Origin of the sequence: Nocardia sp. NPDC049737, assembly GCF_040674755.1 — a bacterium.
Taxonomy (GTDB): domain Bacteria; phylum Actinomycetota; class Actinomycetes; order Mycobacteriales; family Mycobacteriaceae; genus Nocardia.
Genome location: NZ_JBFANH010000004.1, coordinates 273,222 through 289,039, shown reverse-complemented (window position 1 = coordinate 289,039; position 15,818 = coordinate 273,222). Strand labels below are relative to the sequence as shown.

Here is a 15,818-nt window from a genome sequence, read left to right as displayed (position 1 = left end):
GGCCAGCACATTAGCTCCCCGCCTCGAGCCGACTTCCGGTCAGCGGCGCACCATGCGGACTTCGACGGCGGGGGTGAAGGCCTCGATGCGGCTGGTGCCGTCGAGTTCGAAGTGGTGTTTGCGGTAAAAGGCCTGGGCGCGTGGGTTCTTCTCGAAGACCCAGAGCGAGCACGGGATGTCGGGTGGGACGGCGGCGCGGATGAGATCGTGGGCGACGCCGGTGCCGTACCAAGTGGCGCGGACATAGAGGGCGTTGAGTTCGGTTGGGGTGACCGGTGATTCGTCGCGTGCCGCGCCCACGCTCGCGAAACCGATCACCTCATCCTCGACGAGCGCGACATAGGTGCTGCCCGGATAGCGGACCCGGACGCGTTCCCATTGCTCCGCGCGGCGTTCTACCTCGAACGCATCCAATATGTGGTCGGGGACCAGGCCGCGATAGGCCTCGCGCCAGCAGGCGATATGGCATTCGGCGAGGCCGTGGACGTATTCGGCGGGGAGTGGGGCTATGCGCCAGGCGGGCTGGGTCATGCAGACCATCGTTGTCGAGTGAGGTCGTCGATGACCAGGGGCCGCAGATGACAACGCCCCGAGCACCTGATGGTGTTTCGGGGCGTATGTCGGTCTCTGGGTGAATCAGCCGCGAACGACCTTGCCCGCCTTCAGGCAGGAGGTGCACACGTTCATGCGGCGGGTATTGCCCGGCGCGACCTGGGCGCGCACGGTCTGGATGTTCGGGTTCCAACGACGGTTGGTACGCCGGTGCGAGTGCGAGACCGACTTCCCGAAGCCGGGGCCCTTGGCGCAGACGTCGCAGACGGCAGCCATAGTCGCGAACTCCTTCATGTCATGTGGGGACCGCCGCACGTCGGCAGCATGTCCGGAAACAATGTCTTAATGCCCTGCCGACTGACGTCGGCCAGCGCAAACCCTCTCGGCCGCGCTAGGCAACCCTGCAAGGGTAGCTGGCGGCGCCCGGATCCACCAAACCGGGTCATGGAATGACGACCCGTGGGCACACCCGATGGTAGTGGATCGGTGTCGCCGATCGACTGTCGGTATCGCCAGCTAACCTGGCCAACGGTGGCAGAACCTTTCGAGCGATCTGCCAGCAGTCGCTTGGGTGCGGGTGGCGGTGTGAACGATCGCGGAGAGAGGTGGCGGTGCCCGGAGTGCGGGACATGATGGGTGATGGCCCCGACGCGGGACTGCCTGCCGTTGCCGGGCCGAATGAGCTGAACGGCACGGGTCTACTGCGCTGGGGCCGAATCTGCCTCGAAGGCCTGCAGCAGCGGCGCGAGGAGATCAACGCCCTCAACGTCTTCCCCATCGCCGACGCCGACACCGGTACCAACATGCTCGCCACCATGCGAGCGGCAATGCAGGCCGCGGATGCCGCCGTGATCTCGGCGCGCGGGTCCGAACGATCGGATGGCGCCGCGACCGAGGGTGTTGCTGCGGACGGCGACGCGGTCGCCGGTACTGCGGTGTCGGACGCCCGGGCGGTCAGTGGTTTTGCGGCGGTTGCCGGGACGATCGGCGGTGCCCCGGTATCGGACACCCCGACGACGTCGCCAGAGGAGTTCGCGAACCGAGTTATCGCCACGAACGGCATCGATCGCCGCGGTCTGTCTGATTCCGCGGCGCGTGGGAGCTCGCGGAACGGCCCCAGCGCGGCGCTGTGGGGTGCAACTGCCGACGGGTATCCCGACTCGAGCGAATCGCTCTCGACGCACGATGTGGCCGTGGCTATGGCGCGCGGGGCGACGCTCGGGGCGCGCGGTAATTCCGGGATCATCCTGTCGCAGGTGTTGCGGGGGATTGCCGAGGCGGTGCGCGGTGGGCCGCTGACGGCGCAGACGTTGCGCGACGCGCTGGCCACCGCATCGGCGCTGGTGCGGGAATCGTTGAGTGTGCCGGTCGAGGGGACCATTCTGACCGTCCTGGATAGGGCCGCGGAATGTGCCGCTGCCTGCTCGGAATCCGCACTGGCCGAGGTGGCGGTGGCGGCGGCCGATGGCGCCGCCAAGGCGCTCGGTGATACACCCGCCCAGCTCGGTGTGCTGCGCCGAGCGGGGGTGGTCGATGCGGGCGCGCGCGGGTTGGTCGTGCTGCTCGATAGTCTGGTCGCCCTGACCCTCGGTGAGACACCCGCTCGGCCGGGATACGCGCGCGGCGAATTCGTATTCGCCGGTGACCAGGCGGGTGCTGATCGTGGCACCCTCGCGGCGCAGGCTGGTTCCGCTCTGCGAGCCGACGCCGAACCGTATGGCAGCTGTGCCGAATCCCTGAACAGTGCCGACCTGAACAGTGCCGAACCTCACTTCGAGGTGATGTACCTGCTCTCCGACACCGACGACCAACGAATCGCACACCTGCGCGACCGCCTCGCCGACCTCGGCGACTCCGTCGTGGTCGTTGGCGACGGCGCGGGCTCGTGGTCCGCGCACGTCCACTGCGCCGACGCGGGTGCCGCCGTTGAAGCGGGAATCGCCACCGGCACCCTCAGCGCTATCCGCATCGAAAGCTTCACCACCGACGCAGCCCGGGCACTTGCTGCGGATCGTACCGACGCTGCTGTTCGGCCTGTTCATGTTGGACGCGCAGCTCCGTCTCCGCGTGCTGCCGCCAGCGGGCACCACGATGCAGCTCGCACCGGTGAGGCCGGCGGGCACTCTGACACAGACCCTGCGAACGCTACGGGGCGGGTTGATGCCGGCGCGCGGCTTGGAGGTACTGGGCACGCGGTTCCGTCCGCGCATGTTGATGGTGGCGTGCACCGCGATTCAGCGCCCGCCGATAAAGCGGATCGCACTGATGCTCGGGGGCACCGCGATTCAGCCCCGGCGGACCTTGTGGATCCCGCTGATGTGGCCGCTCAGCCTGGTAGTGCCGGACGCACTGACGCGACCGCACGCGTTCAGTTTTCCGGCGTGTCCATCCGATCGGGCGTTGCCACGCACACCGGATCCGATCACGAAGGGCCCGCAGATCGCGCCGTTCTGGCTGTCGCATCGGGGGACGGCGCGGCGGCGCTGTTCGAGGCCGGGGGCGCGGTGGTGCTCGGCGGTGATGGGCGGGTGACCAGTGCGGCGCTGCTTGCGGCGATTCGGCAGCTGCCTAATCGGGAGGTGTTGGTGCTGCCGAACGGCGCGCTGCCCGCGCATGAGCTGGTCGCGGTCGGTGTTGCGGCTCGTGACGCGCATCGGGACGTGTTGTTGTTGCCGAGCGGGTCCATGGTGCAGGGGTTGGCGGCGCTGGCGGTGCATGATTGCGGCCGGATCGCGGTGGACGATGCGTTCGCCATGTCGGAGGCGGCGGCCGCGACCCGTTGGGGCTCATTGCGTGCTGCCACAGAGCGGGCGCTCACCATGGTCGGCACCTGCGAGGCCGGTGATGGGCTGGGGCTGGTCGGTCATGATGTCGTGGTGATCGATCGGGATGCGCCGAGCGCGGGGCGGACCCTGCTGGACCGGATGCTCGCCTTCGGCGGTGAGCTGGTCACCCTGCTCATGGGTGTGGCGGCCCCGGCCGAACTCGCGGACGAACTGGCCGGGCATATCGCGAACGGCTTTCCCGGTGTCGAGGTGAGTGTGTATTTCGGTGGGCAGCAAGCGGATCTGGTGCAGATAGGGGTGGAATAGGAATATGGCGACACTCAGCGATCGGCTGGACCACCTGCTCGGCGTGAAGGCAGCCGAGCCGCTCGCCGACGCCTTCGACATGCATACCGTCGAGGATCTGTTGCGGCACTACCCATTACGCTACGCCACCCAGGGCCAACCGCTCACTCAGGAGCAGCCGGAGGAGGGCGCGCACATTACTGTCATCGGCCGGGTGACGAAAACCGAACTGCGCCCGATGAAGAACCGCAGGGGCCGACTGCTCAAGGTCGCACTCGACACCGGTTCGGTCACCCCGATCGATATCACCTTCTTCAACGGCGACAAGGTGAGTCACCTTGTCCGCGAAGGGGTCCGGGCCATGATGTCGGGCACCGTGCACTGGTGGCGCCCGGATCGCTGGAACCTCTCGCATCCGGATTATCTGATCCTGCCCGAGAAGGAAGAGGACTCGATCGAGAACCTCACCTCGGTACGCGGCGGCGGCGCACTGCGTGGATTGGCGCAGAGCGCGAAAGGTAAAGGGGGAGTGGATGTCTCGTTCTTCGAACGCGAATACATCCCGGTGTACCCCGCGACCGCCAAGGTGCAGAGCTGGGATCTGCTCGCCTGTGTCCGGCAGGTGCTCGACCAACTCGACCCGATCGACGATCCGCTACCAGGTGACCTGCGCGAGGACCGCGGGCTGGTGAAGATCTCCGACGCACTGCGCCTGATCCACCTGCCCGAACGCAAGTCCGATATCGAACAGGCCAGGGAGCGTTTGCGTTTCGATGAGGCGCTGGCATTGCAACTGGTGCTCGCCGAGCGGCGACATGATGCGGAGGCGCGGGCGGCCCGGCCATGTCCGCCCCGATCCGACGGTATCGCAGCGGCTTTCGAAACCCGCTTGCCGTTCGAGCTGACCGAGGGACAGCAAAAGGTGATCGCGGAGATCTCCGACGATCTCGCGCGCAGCCATCCGATGCACCGGCTACTGCAGGGTGAGGTTGGTTCGGGCAAGACCATCGTCGCACTGCACGCCATGCTGCAGGTGGTCGACGCCGGTCAGCAATGCGCACTGCTCGCGCCGACGGAAGTCCTTGCCGCCCAACACTATCGGTCACTGCGCACGATGCTCGGCGATCTCGGCACCGCCGGTGAACTCGGTGCCGCCGAGAACGCGACCAAGGTCGTGCTGGTAACCGGCTCGATGTCGGCATCGGCCAAAAAGGCCGCGCTACTGGATGCGGTCACGGGCGAAGCGGGCATCGTGATCGGCACGCACGCACTCATCCAGGACGCGGTGGAGTTCTTCGATCTCGGCATGGTGATCGTCGACGAACAGCATCGGTTCGGTGTGGAACAGCGGGACGCGTTGCGCGCCAAGGCGAAAGCCGGTACCAGCCCGCATCTGCTCGTCATGACCGCGACCCCGATCCCCCGCACCATCGCCATGACCACCCTCGGTGATCTGGAGACCTCCACCCTCACCCAGCTGCCCCGGGGCCGCTCGCCGATCGTGTCGAAGGTGGTGCCGCGCAAACAGCATCCGAACTGGGTCGACCGTGCCTGGGAGCGCATCCTGGAGGAGGTCGGCGCCGGACGGCAGGCCTATGTGGTGTGCTCGCGCATCGGCGACGACGAGGAGAACGGCAAGGCCCGCAACGGAAAGAAGTCCGGTAAGGCAGAGGAGAAGGAAGGCCCGACCACGGCCGCCGCCCTCGAGGTCTTCGACATGCTGCGCACCGGTCCGCTCGCGAGCGTCCGGGTCGGCCTGCTGCACGGCAGACTCCCGACCGATGAAAAAGACCAGGTAATGCGGGCATTCAACGACGGCGACATCGATGTGCTGGTCTGCACCACGGTCGTCGAGGTCGGCGTCGACGTGCCCAATGCAACCGTCATGGTCATCGTGGACGCGGATCGCTTCGGTGTCAGCCAGCTACATCAGCTGCGCGGCCGCATCGGCCGCGGCAAACATCCCGGCCTGTGCCTGCTGATCACCGACGCGGGCCCCACCGGCACCGCCATGGCCCGCCTGGACGCCGTCGCCGCCACTACCGACGGCTTCGAACTCGCCGTACTCGACCTGCGCCAACGCCGCGAAGGCGACGTCCTCGGCGCCGCCCAATCCGGCACCGCTCGCTCCCTGCGCTTGCTCTCGCTACTCGACGACCTCGAAGTCATCACCGCCGCCCAAAGCCTCGCGCGCCAGGTAGTCGAATCCGACCCAGGCCTACACCACCACCCAGGCCTGGCCACCATGATGCACGCCGCTGTAGACGCCGAACGCTTGGAGTACCTGGCGAAGTCTTGATCGAGAATGCGCTGGTGGACAGGCCCTACTCGACGTTTGCACTGCATCAGTGCATGCTGGTCAATTGTCCGGCTAGCGCAGGGCTCGGGGGTAGGGAAGATCGGTGCTGATGTGCTCGGTGACTGCGAGAGGGTTGCCGATTTGGGGGAAGGCGCGCTGCGGGCAGGAGGGGCGCTCGCAGACCTTGCAGCCCGCGCCGATCGGGACCGCAGCGGCCGGACTGTCGAGTTGTAGACCATTGGCATACACCAGCCGGTCGGCGTATTCGATATCGCAACCCAGCCCGATCGCGAAATCCTTTGTCGCCGTGCCGAATCCGTGTGGCCCGGCCAGCGCGGTGCGGGCGATCCAGAGGTAGCGGCGACCATCTGGCATCGCCGCCATCTGGGTCAGGATGCGACCCGGATTGGCGAAGGCCTCGTGCACAACCCACAGCGGGCAGCTGCCGCCTACCCGGGAGAAATGGAATGCCGTGGCGGACTGGCGTTTCGAGATATTGCCCGCCCGATCGGTGCGGACGAGGAAGAACGGAACGCCGCGCTGTCCCTGCCGCTGCAGGGTGCTCAACCGGTGGCAGATGGTTTCGAAGCCGACCTCGAAACGCAGGCTGAGCAGATCGATGTCGTAGCGCAGTTCCTCGGCCGACCGCAGGAAGCGGCCATACGGAAGTACCAGCGCGCCCGCGAAGTAGTTGGCCAATCCAATGCGCGCCAACGTCCTGGATTCGCCGGTGAGTGACGGTGTTTCGGCCAGTACGGCATCCAAATCCTTGCCGTACAGCAGAAACCCGAGAGTGGTTGCGATTTGAAATGCACGCTGCCCGGGACGCAGCCGCCGCGCCAGCGTCAGCGTGCGGCTGTCCGGATCGTAATGTCGTTTCGGGATGGACGGATCCGCGCCATCACCGCGCACCAGCACGGTGACCCCCGCGCGCTCCTCGGCGACCCTCGCGAGTTGCCGATCGAGTGACCCGATGCTCAGACCACACTCCTCGAAGAGCTGTTCTGCCGCATGATCGAGTTGCGCGATGTGATTGTGATGGTCGTAGAAGAAATCCCGCACATCCTCATACGGCATGGGCACGCCGGGTGCGCCCGCTGGCGCGGCTACCCGCGCGGAGAGTAGATCGAGTTGATCGGTCGCGGCGCGCAATCGCCGATGCATCGCGACGACGATTCGAGACACCTCCGGAAGTCGCGTCGCCAGCTCTTCCACCTCTGTCAGTGGCGCACTGTCACCGCCCGCCGCATCGACGAGGACCTCGTGCAGATCCGAGACCAGCCGGGCATCGGAGTCGGCGGCGAAAAATTGCACGTCGAGGTCGAAGGTGGAGTTGAGCTTCAGCAGCACCGGAATGGTTAGCGGTCGCTGATCGCGCTCGAGCTGGTTGAGGTAGCTGGGCGATAGATCCAGGGATTTCGCCAGCGCCGCCTGGGTCATCCGCCGTTCCTCGCGCAACCGTCTCAGTCGGGCGCCCGCGTACATCTTGCGCACCGCAAGATGGTAGCCCTCACAATTCGCAATCATCGCAAATTGAAGGATTCTCGCCCGCAGAAATCTGCTGTTGCAAGGGATTTTGCCGAAGATCAATCCTGCGTAGCGTGCGAAGTAGGGCAGCTGGCTCGTCTGGCGTCGGAGTGCCGCAGCGCGAACTGCTGGTCAGGGGCTGATCCTGGCGCAACCAAGCGATTGTTTGGTGTAATCGGTGCGATCGAATCGACCGATGTGCCCGATCGCATCGGCGCAAGGAAGCGAGCGAACTTCAATGCCGAGCCCCGACGAAATCGTCACCGCCATGTGCCGCAGCTGGTCCGATCCCGACCCGGACCGGATCAGCGCCTTCTTCGCCGAAGACGCCGTCTACCACAACATTCCGATGGAACCCGTCAGCGGCCGCGCCGCCATCCGCGATTTCATCGCCGGTTTCCTCAACACCTTCGAATCCATTGAATTCGACGTCCACCACCAGGTTGCCGCCGGGAATATCGTCATGAACGAACGCACCGATATCTTGCGCGGCCTCGGCAAAGACACCCCGCTGCCGGTAGTGGGCGTCTTCGAGGTCGCAGACGGCGCCATTACCGCCTGGCGCGACTATTTCGATATGGCCGCCATCAACCGCGCCTTCGGAACCGCGCCCGCGGCCGAATAATCGAGGGAACCGAATCGGTCGCCCATGCGTCGAATAGGACATCGGGGGTGATATCTGATGGCGACGTATAAGGAGGGGTATGCATGGATCGTTGCTCGGAATGTCATACGGCCTGGCGGCGGGGACTGAGCGCGCGGTCGCGCATGCGCCCGATGGTCCGCAACGGCGAGAGTTGTGAGAGGTACACACCGCGTCGTCGGCTCCGGCCCTTCCCCGGGGCCGAATCTCATTGATACGCAGCCCGATAGCGCGGTGACCAAACCGCGCTATCGGGCTGCACGATCTTCTAGCGCACCGCGGCCGCAGCAGCGACCAAATTGCGCAATGACGCCTCGACCTCGACTGGTCCACGCGTCTTCAACCCGCAGTCCGGATTGACCCAAAGCCGTTCGGCGGGAACGGCCTTCAGTGCGGCGCGCAGGGAGGCGGTGATTTCCTCCACACTCGGCACCCGGGGTGAGTGGATGTCGTACACACCCGGTCCGACGCCGAGATCGAAGCCCGCGGCATTCAAGTCGTCGAGCACTTCCATATGCGAGCGCGCCGCCTCGATCGAGGTCACATCGGCATCCAATCCGGCGATCGCATCGATGACCTCACCGAATTCCGAATAGCAGAGATGGGTGTGGATCTGTGTGGCATCCGATACCCCGGAGGTCGCCAACCGGAACGCGCCGACCGACCACTCCAGGTACGCGCCCTGATCGGCCGCGCGCAGCGGCAGCAGTTCCCGCAGTGCGGGCTCGTCGACCTGGATGATCCGAATACCCGCGGCCTGCAGATCGACCGTTTCGTCCCGGATCGCCAGCGCCACCTGACGTGCCGAATCCGCCAACGGTTGGTCATCGCGCACGAATGACCAGGCCAGAATCGTCACCGGGCCGGTCAGCATGCCCTTGACCGGCTTATCGGTCAACGATTGCGCGTAGCCGATCCAATCCACCGTCATCGGTGCGGGCCGCGCCACATCTCCGAACAGAATCGGTGGCCGCACGCAACGGGTGCCGTAGGACTGCACCCAGCCCGCGTCGGTGGTGGCGAATCCGTCGAGCTGCTCGGCGAAGTACTGCACCATGTCATTGCGCTCCGGCTCGCCGTGCACCAGCACGTCCAGGCCCAGTTTCTCCTGCAACGCGATGACATCCGCGATTTCCGACCGCATCCGCCGCGCGTATTCGGTCTGATCGATCTCACCCCTGCGCAGTGCCGCACGCGCCAGCCGGATCGCCGAGGTCTGCGGATACGAACCGATCGTCGTCGTCGGCAACGAGGGCAGCCGCAGCCGCTCGGCCTGTAATGGCCGCCGCTGTTGCGCGGGAGCCCGCCGAGTTGCATCGGGACCCAGCGTGGCCAGGCGCGCCCGCACCTGCGGATTGCCCAACCGGGGATCGGTGCGCCTAGTGGCGAGAGCGGCACGGACCATGGCCAATTCATCGCAGATCGCCTCAGACCCCGCACTCAGTCCGGTCGCGAGCAACCGCACCTCGGCGACCTTCTCCGCACCGAAGGCCAACCACGAACGCAGCCGCTGGTCTAGGCCGGTTTCGCTCGCCAAGGTGTAGGGCACGTGCAGCAACGAGCAGGAACTCGATACCGCAACGGACTTCGCGCACCCCAGCAGCGTGCCGAGCATCGTCAAAGCCTTATCCAAATCGGCCCGCCAGACATTTCGCCCGTCGACCACACCCGCCACCAGCAGCTTGTTCACCAGTGCCGGCACACCGGAGAAGTCCGCGTCTATGGTGAAATCCAGTGCGATACCTTCGATTTCGGTCTCGGCCAAAGCGCTCAACGCAGCACCTGGCTTGCCGAAGTAGGTGGCCACCAGCAGTGCTGGACGATCCGTCGCGGCCGATAGTTCGGCGTAGCTGCGCCGTACGAGTTCCACCTCGTCAGCCGTCAGGTCGGTGACCAGGACCGGCTCGTCGAGCTGCACCCACTGCGCGCCCGCCGCGGCCAGCAGCCGCAACAGCTCCCGATAGAGCGGCACCAACTCCTCCAGGCGATCCAACGCCGCACCACCGGTCGCCTTCGCCAGCTTCAGGAAGGTGATAGGCCCGACCACCACCGGACGCGCGGGCACCCCGAGTGCGAGCGCCTCCCGCAGCTCATCCAACACCTTCGACGGATCCAGCGAGAACACCGTCTCCGGACCGATTTCCGGCACCAGATAGTGGTAATTGGTATCGAACCACTTGGTCATTTCCAGCGGCTCGACCGTATCGGTGCCGCGCGCCGCCGCGAAATAGCGATCCAGCGGATCGGCGATACCGGCCATCCTGGGCGGCAGCGCGCCGAGCAGCACGGCGGTATCGAGCACCTGGTCGTAATAGGAAAAGGTGCCGACTGGGATGGAATCCAGACCGGCCCGCTGCAATTCGGTCAACTGATTGTGCCGCAGGTCAGCGGCGATCGCGTGCAGCCGCTGCGCGTCGATGCGTCCGGCCCAGTAGGACTCGGTGGCGCGCTTGAGCTCACGGTGCGGCCCCACCCTCGGGAGACCGAGAACCGTCGCGGTGAACGGGTTATGCGTAACAGTCACGAATTTCTCCAGTGCTGAGATCGAAGACCATCGCCCTACGAGCTAGCGGAGACCGAGTGACGTGCCGGCGCACCGACGGAGCCCGACAATCACACCCAGAGGTCCGCGCGCCCAGTCCACGAGGCGGTGGCCGCCGGATACGGCGTATCCGACACGGCTGGCAGGTCTTCGGACTTGCGGGCACGGGCCTTCTGGCCGACCCCGTACGGGGCTCACCTACTGGCCGTCGCTTCCCGGGCTGACCATTTCGACCTGCAAGCAGTCGCTACAGACCATTTCGAGCGACCTGCAAGCAGTCGCTACAGACCATTTCGAGCGACCTGCAAGCAGTCGCTACGGCCTACCCAGTGCTGATGACGGCGGTCGTTCCTGCATACCGCTGCGGGACAGTCCCGGATTCTCACCGGGTTCCCTCTCGTCCGCGCACCGGTTACCCGATCCGCGAACTCGACTCCGTAACGCGACGATGGGGCTCCATCTCGTCTGCGCACGGCGAACCAGCTGCGTCGACCAGCATAGTCGGTAGCGCCATCCGATTTCCGTGCTACGCCAGTCAACACACAGTTATGTGTCAGCGATATGAACACAACTTCGCAAGCCTGCTAGGACTCGTTGTGAAGATTCCTGCGAAAGGGACTTCCCTGTCAGGCCACGATTCCGGGGCGGGTACCTTAGTTCAATGTTCTCGAAAGTCTTGGTTGCCAACCGTGGCGAGATCGCCATCCGCGCCTTCCGTGCGGCCTACGAACTCGGCATCGGGACAGTCGCCGTCTTCCCGTACGAGGATCGCAACTCGGTCCACCGGTTGAAGGCCGCGGAGTCCTACCAGATCGGCGAACAGGGGCACCCGGTTCGGGCGTACCTGTCGATCGAGGCGATCATCGCGGCGGCCAAGTCCGCGGGTGCCGACGCCATCTACCCCGGTTACGGCTTCCTCTCCGAGAACCCGGACCTCGCGGCGGCCTGCGCCCGCGAGGGCATCACCTTCATCGGTCCGTCGGCCGACGTGCTCGAACTGGCTGGTAACAAGGCCCGTGCGATCGAAGCGGCGCGGGCGGCGGGGCTGCCGGTGCTGAAGTCCAGCGCCCCCTCCGCCGATGTGGACGAACTGCTGGCCGCATCCGAGGTCCTGGATTATCCGATCTTCGTGAAGGCCGTAGCGGGTGGCGGTGGGCGCGGTATGCGCCGGGTGGCCGATCCGGCACAGCTGCGCGAATCGATCGAGGCCGCATCCCGTGAGGCGGAGTCGGCCTTCGGTGATCCGACCGTCTTCCTGGAACAGGCCGTGGTGAACCCGCGCCACATCGAGGTGCAGATCCTGGCCGACCAGCACGGGAATGTCATGCACCTGTTCGAGCGCGACTGTTCGGTGCAACGCCGCCACCAGAAGGTGATCGAGCTCGCGCCCGCCCCGAACCTGGATCCCGCACTGCGCGAGCGCATCTGCAACGACGCCGTGGCCTTCGCTCGCCAGATCGGCTACAGCTGCGCGGGCACCGTCGAATTCCTGCTCGACGAGCGCGGCAACCACGTCTTCATCGAGATGAACCCGCGCATCCAGGTCGAGCATACGGTGACCGAGGAGATCACCGATGTCGATCTGGTGCAGTCCCAGCTGCGCATCGCGACGGGGGAGAGCCTCGAACAGCTCGGCCTGAGCCAGGACAAGGTCGCCATTCGCGGTGCGGCCCTGCAGTGCCGGATCACCACCGAGGATCCGGCCAACGGCTTCCGCCCCGACACCGGCCGCATCACCGCCTACCGCACCCCCGGTGGCGCGGGCATCCGCCTCGACGGCGGCGCGAACCTGGGCGCGGAGATCGGCGCCTACTTCGACTCGATGCTGGTCAAGCTCACCTGCCGCGGCCGCGATCTGCACGCTGCGGTGGCGCGCGCCAGCCGTGCACTCGCGGAATTCCGCATTCGCGGCGTCACCACCAACATCCCGTTCCTGCTCGCGGTGCTCGACGATCCGGACTTCAGGGCGGGCCGGGTCACCACCTCGTTCATCGATGAGCGCCCGCAGTTGCTGACCCTGCGCGGTTCGGCCGACCGCGGCACCAAGATCCTCAACTACCTCGCCGATATCACCGTCAACAAGCCGCACGGCGAGCGTCCGACCACGGTGTATCCGCACGACAAACTGCCCGCCATCGATCTGAGCGTGCCGCCGCCGGACGGTTCCCGTCAGCGGCTGCTGCGCCTGGGCCCCGAAGGCTTCGCGCAGGCGCTGCGCGAGCAGAAGGCCGTCGGCGTCACCGATACCACCTTCCGCGACGCGCACCAGTCGCTGCTGGCCACCCGCGTGCGCACCAATGGTCTGCTCGGTGTCGCCGGACATGTCGCGCGTCTGACACCGGAACTGCTCTCCATCGAGGCTTGGGGCGGCGCGACTTACGATGTGGCGCTGCGCTTCCTGTTCGAGGACCCGTGGGAGCGGCTGGCCGCGCTGCGCGAGGCGGTGCCGAATATCTGTCTGCAGATGCTGCTGCGCGGACGAAACACGGTCGGCTACACACCGTATCCGGAGCAGGTGACGCGCGCATTCGTGCAGGAGGCGACCGACACCGGTATCGATATCTTCCGCATCTTCGACGCGCTCAACAATGTCGATCAGATGCGCCCGGCTATCGATGCGGTGCGCGAAACCGGTACGGCCATCGCGGAAGTCGCGATGAGCTACACCGGCGACCTGTCCAATCCGGACGAAAACCTCTACACCCTCGACTACTACCTCAAGCTCGCCGAGCAGATCGTCGATGCGGGCGCGCACGTGCTGGCCATCAAGGATATGGCGGGCCTGCTGCGCGCTCCGGCCGCCGCGACCCTGGTCTCCGCGCTGCGCAGGAACTTCGACTTGCCGGTGCACGTGCACACCCACGACACTCCCGGCGGTCAGCTGGCCACCTATCTCGCCGCCTGGCAGGCCGGTGCCGACGCGGTCGACGGCGCGAGTGCCGCCATGGCCGGAACCACTTCTCAGCCAGCGCTTTCCGCGATCGTGGCGGCTGCGGCGCACAGCGAATTCGACACCGGCCTCAACCTGCAGAATGTCTGCGACCTGGAGCCGTACTGGGAGGCGCTGCGAAAGGTGTACGCGCCCTTCGAATCCGGGCTTCCCGCGCCGACCGGCCGGGTGTATACCCACGAGATCCCGGGCGGTCAGCTGTCGAATCTGCGGCAGCAGGCGATCGCGCTCGGTCTCGGTGACCGCTTCGAAGAGGTCGAGGCGAAATACGCTGCGGCGGACCGACTTCTGGGCCGCCTGGTCAAGGTCACCCCGTCCTCGAAGGTGGTCGGCGACCTCGCGCTCGCACTCGTCGGCACCGGTGTCGACATCGAAAACTTCGCCGCCGATCCGGGCCGTTACGACATTCCGGATTCGGTAATCGGTTTCCTGCGTGGCGAACTCGGCAATCCGGCGGGCGGCTGGCCCGAGCCGTTCCGCAGTCGGGCACTGGCCGGTCGCGGACCGGCCAAGCCGGAGACCCCGCTGACCCCGGCGGACGAGGCCGGACTCGCCGGTTCCTCCGAACTGCGCCGTGCCACGCTCAACCGGCTGCTCTTCCCCGGCCCCACCGCCGAATTCCTCGCGCACCGCGAAAAGTACGGCGACACCATGGGGCTGTCGGCCAACCAGTTCTTCTACGGCTTGCGTCGCGGCGAAGAACACCGTGTGCAACTGGAGAAGGGCGTCACCCTGCTGATCGGACTGGAGGCCATCTCCGAACCCGATGAGCGCGGTATGCGCACGGTCATGTGCATCATGAACGGCCAACTGCGCCCGGTCGCCGTGCGCGACCGCTCCATCGCCAGCGATATCCCGGCCGCAGAGAAGGCCGATAAGAACAACCAGGGCCATATCGCTGCCCCGTTCGCCGGTGTGGTGACACTTGCCGTGTCCGAAGGCGATTCGATCGCGGCGGGCGATACCGTCGGCACCATCGAGGCGATGAAGATGGAGGCAGCGATCACCGCGCCGCGCGGGGGCATCGTCGGGCGCGTCGCGATCGGCAAGGTACAGCAGGTCGAAGGCGGTGACCTGCTGGTCGAACTGACGGTGCGCGAGTCCGCGGCCGAATGACCCGGATCGTCGCGGGTACCGCGGGCGGGCGCCGGTTACGCGTCCCGCCCGCGGGCACGCGCCCCACCTCCGATCGGGTGCGCGAGGCCCTGTTCAGCGCCCTCGACGCCCGCATCGATTTCGACGGCCTTCGGGTACTCGACCTCTACGCCGGATCCGGTGCACTGGGCCTGGAGGCCCTCTCACGCGGCGCCATGCACGCCCTGCTTATCGAGTCCGACCGCAAGGCTGCCGCCATCGTGCGCGGCAATATCGCCGACCTCGGTCTGCCGGGTGCCGAACTCCGCATCGGCTCCGTCGCCACCGTCCTGGCGGGCGGCGGTGCGGGAAAGTACGACGTGGTCTTCTCCGATCCGCCCTACGACGTCGACACCGCGACGGTCACCGCCGACCTCCGCGCCCTCGCCGAACACGATTGGATGGCACCGGACGCCCTCGTCGTAGTCGAGCGTTCCATCCGCTCACCCGAGATCGTCTGGCCCGCAGGCTATATCCCCGCGAAGGCGCGCAAATACGGCGAAACCCGCATCGAACTAGCCGAGTTCGCCCCGGAGTAACTCCGCCATCGCGGCATTCGAGGTCACGATCCGGCCTCCTGATACCGTCTGTCCATGGCAGAAGCGTTGTGCCCGGGCTCGTTCGACCCGGTGACCAATGGACATATCGACGTCTTCGCGCGGGCCGCGGCCCAGTTCGACGAGGTCGTGGTGACCGTCATGATCAATCCCAAGAAACAGGGGATGTTCAGCGTCGAGGAGCGCATGGAGATGCTGCGCGAGGCCACCGCGCACCTGCCCAATGTCCGGGTGGAGTCCTGGCAGGGTCTGCTGGTGGATTTCGCCAAGCAGGAGGGCATCGGCGCGATCGTCAAGGGTCTGCGCGATGCTACCGACTTCGGCTACGAACTGCAGATGGCGCAGATGAACAAGAAGCTCAGCGGCGTCGACACCTTCTTCATCGCCCCCAACCCGGCCTTCAGCTTCCTGTCCAGCTCACTGGTCAAAGAAGTCGCGACCTACGGCGGCGATGTCACCGATATGCTTCCGCCCGCCGTCCACAAGCGCTTGGTCGATCGCCTCGCGGAACGCAAAGGCTGAACGCCCAACGAAATCCGCCCC

10 protein-coding genes and 1 riboswitch are annotated in these 15,818 nt (G+C 66.2%); of the genes, 6 read left to right on the top strand and 4 right to left on the bottom strand.

Features of this window, described 5'->3' with window-relative positions; all coding sequences use genetic code 11:
* Positions 1-39: 39 nt before the first annotated feature.
* Both AB0J47_RS08095 and rpmB read right to left on the bottom strand, forming a co-directional pair.
* Positions 40-531: a GNAT family N-acetyltransferase gene (locus tag AB0J47_RS08095; RefSeq protein WP_364341821.1), complete on the bottom strand. Its 492-nt coding sequence runs from the start codon at positions 529-531 to the stop codon at positions 40-42.
* 105 nt (positions 532-636) lie between these two features.
* The gene (gene rpmB, locus AB0J47_RS08090) at positions 637-828 is read right to left on the bottom strand and encodes a 50S ribosomal protein L28 (protein WP_011210730.1); all 192 of its coding nucleotides are present in this window, start codon (positions 826-828) and stop codon (positions 637-639) included.
* 356 nt (positions 829-1,184) lie between these two features.
* Here rpmB and AB0J47_RS08085 point away from each other — a divergent pair, with 356 nt between their 5' ends.
* Positions 1,185-3,644 carry a DAK2 domain-containing protein gene (locus tag AB0J47_RS08085; protein WP_364342053.1) on the top strand — a complete coding sequence of 820 codons (2,460 nt, stop codon included), beginning with the start codon at positions 1,185-1,187 and terminating at the stop codon, positions 3,642-3,644.
* Between the two features lie 4 nt (positions 3,645-3,648).
* Complete coding sequence (gene recG / locus AB0J47_RS08080; protein WP_364341819.1) at positions 3,649-5,922, top strand: ATP-dependent DNA helicase RecG; 2,274 nt, start codon at positions 3,649-3,651, stop codon at positions 5,920-5,922.
* 72 nt (positions 5,923-5,994) lie between these two features.
* Here recG and AB0J47_RS08075 read toward each other — a convergent pair whose 3' ends face one another.
* Positions 5,995-7,416, bottom strand: coding sequence for a short-chain fatty acyl-CoA regulator family protein (locus AB0J47_RS08075; protein WP_364341817.1), 1,422 nt, complete (start codon positions 7,414-7,416; stop codon positions 5,995-5,997).
* A gap of 271 nt (positions 7,417-7,687) precedes the next feature.
* Between AB0J47_RS08075 and AB0J47_RS08070 the strand changes: the two genes are divergently transcribed.
* Positions 7,688-8,074: a limonene-1,2-epoxide hydrolase family protein gene (locus tag AB0J47_RS08070; RefSeq protein WP_364341816.1), complete on the top strand. Its 387-nt coding sequence runs from the start codon at positions 7,688-7,690 to the stop codon at positions 8,072-8,074.
* A 286-nt stretch (positions 8,075-8,360) separates the two neighbouring features.
* On the opposite strand, the gene metE is transcribed toward AB0J47_RS08070, so the two are convergent.
* Positions 8,361-10,616 (bottom strand): 5-methyltetrahydropteroyltriglutamate--homocysteine S-methyltransferase, encoded by a 2,256-nt coding sequence (gene metE, locus AB0J47_RS08065; protein ID WP_364341814.1) that lies wholly within the window; start codon positions 10,614-10,616, stop codon positions 8,361-8,363.
* 141 nt (positions 10,617-10,757) lie between these two features.
* Positions 10,758-11,062: riboswitch (cobalamin riboswitch) on the bottom strand.
* A 233-nt stretch (positions 11,063-11,295) separates the two neighbouring features.
* Between metE and AB0J47_RS08060 the strand changes: the two genes are divergently transcribed.
* Genes AB0J47_RS08060 through coaD form a run of 3 tightly spaced genes read left to right on the top strand, consistent with a single transcriptional unit; the run spans position 11,296 to position 15,797 of the window.
* Positions 11,296-14,700 carry a pyruvate carboxylase gene (locus tag AB0J47_RS08060; protein WP_364341812.1) on the top strand — a complete coding sequence of 1,135 codons (3,405 nt, stop codon included), beginning with the start codon at positions 11,296-11,298 and terminating at the stop codon, positions 14,698-14,700.
* Positions 14,697-15,257, top strand: coding sequence for a 16S rRNA (guanine(966)-N(2))-methyltransferase RsmD (rsmD, locus tag AB0J47_RS08055; RefSeq protein WP_364341810.1), 561 nt, complete (start codon positions 14,697-14,699; stop codon positions 15,255-15,257). The genes AB0J47_RS08060 and rsmD overlap by 4 nt, the downstream gene beginning before the upstream one ends.
* Positions 15,258-15,311: 54 nt before the next feature.
* Complete coding sequence (gene coaD / locus AB0J47_RS08050) at positions 15,312-15,797, top strand: pantetheine-phosphate adenylyltransferase (RefSeq protein ID WP_364341808.1); 486 nt, start codon at positions 15,312-15,314, stop codon at positions 15,795-15,797.
* The last annotated feature ends 21 nt before the right edge of the window (positions 15,798-15,818 follow it).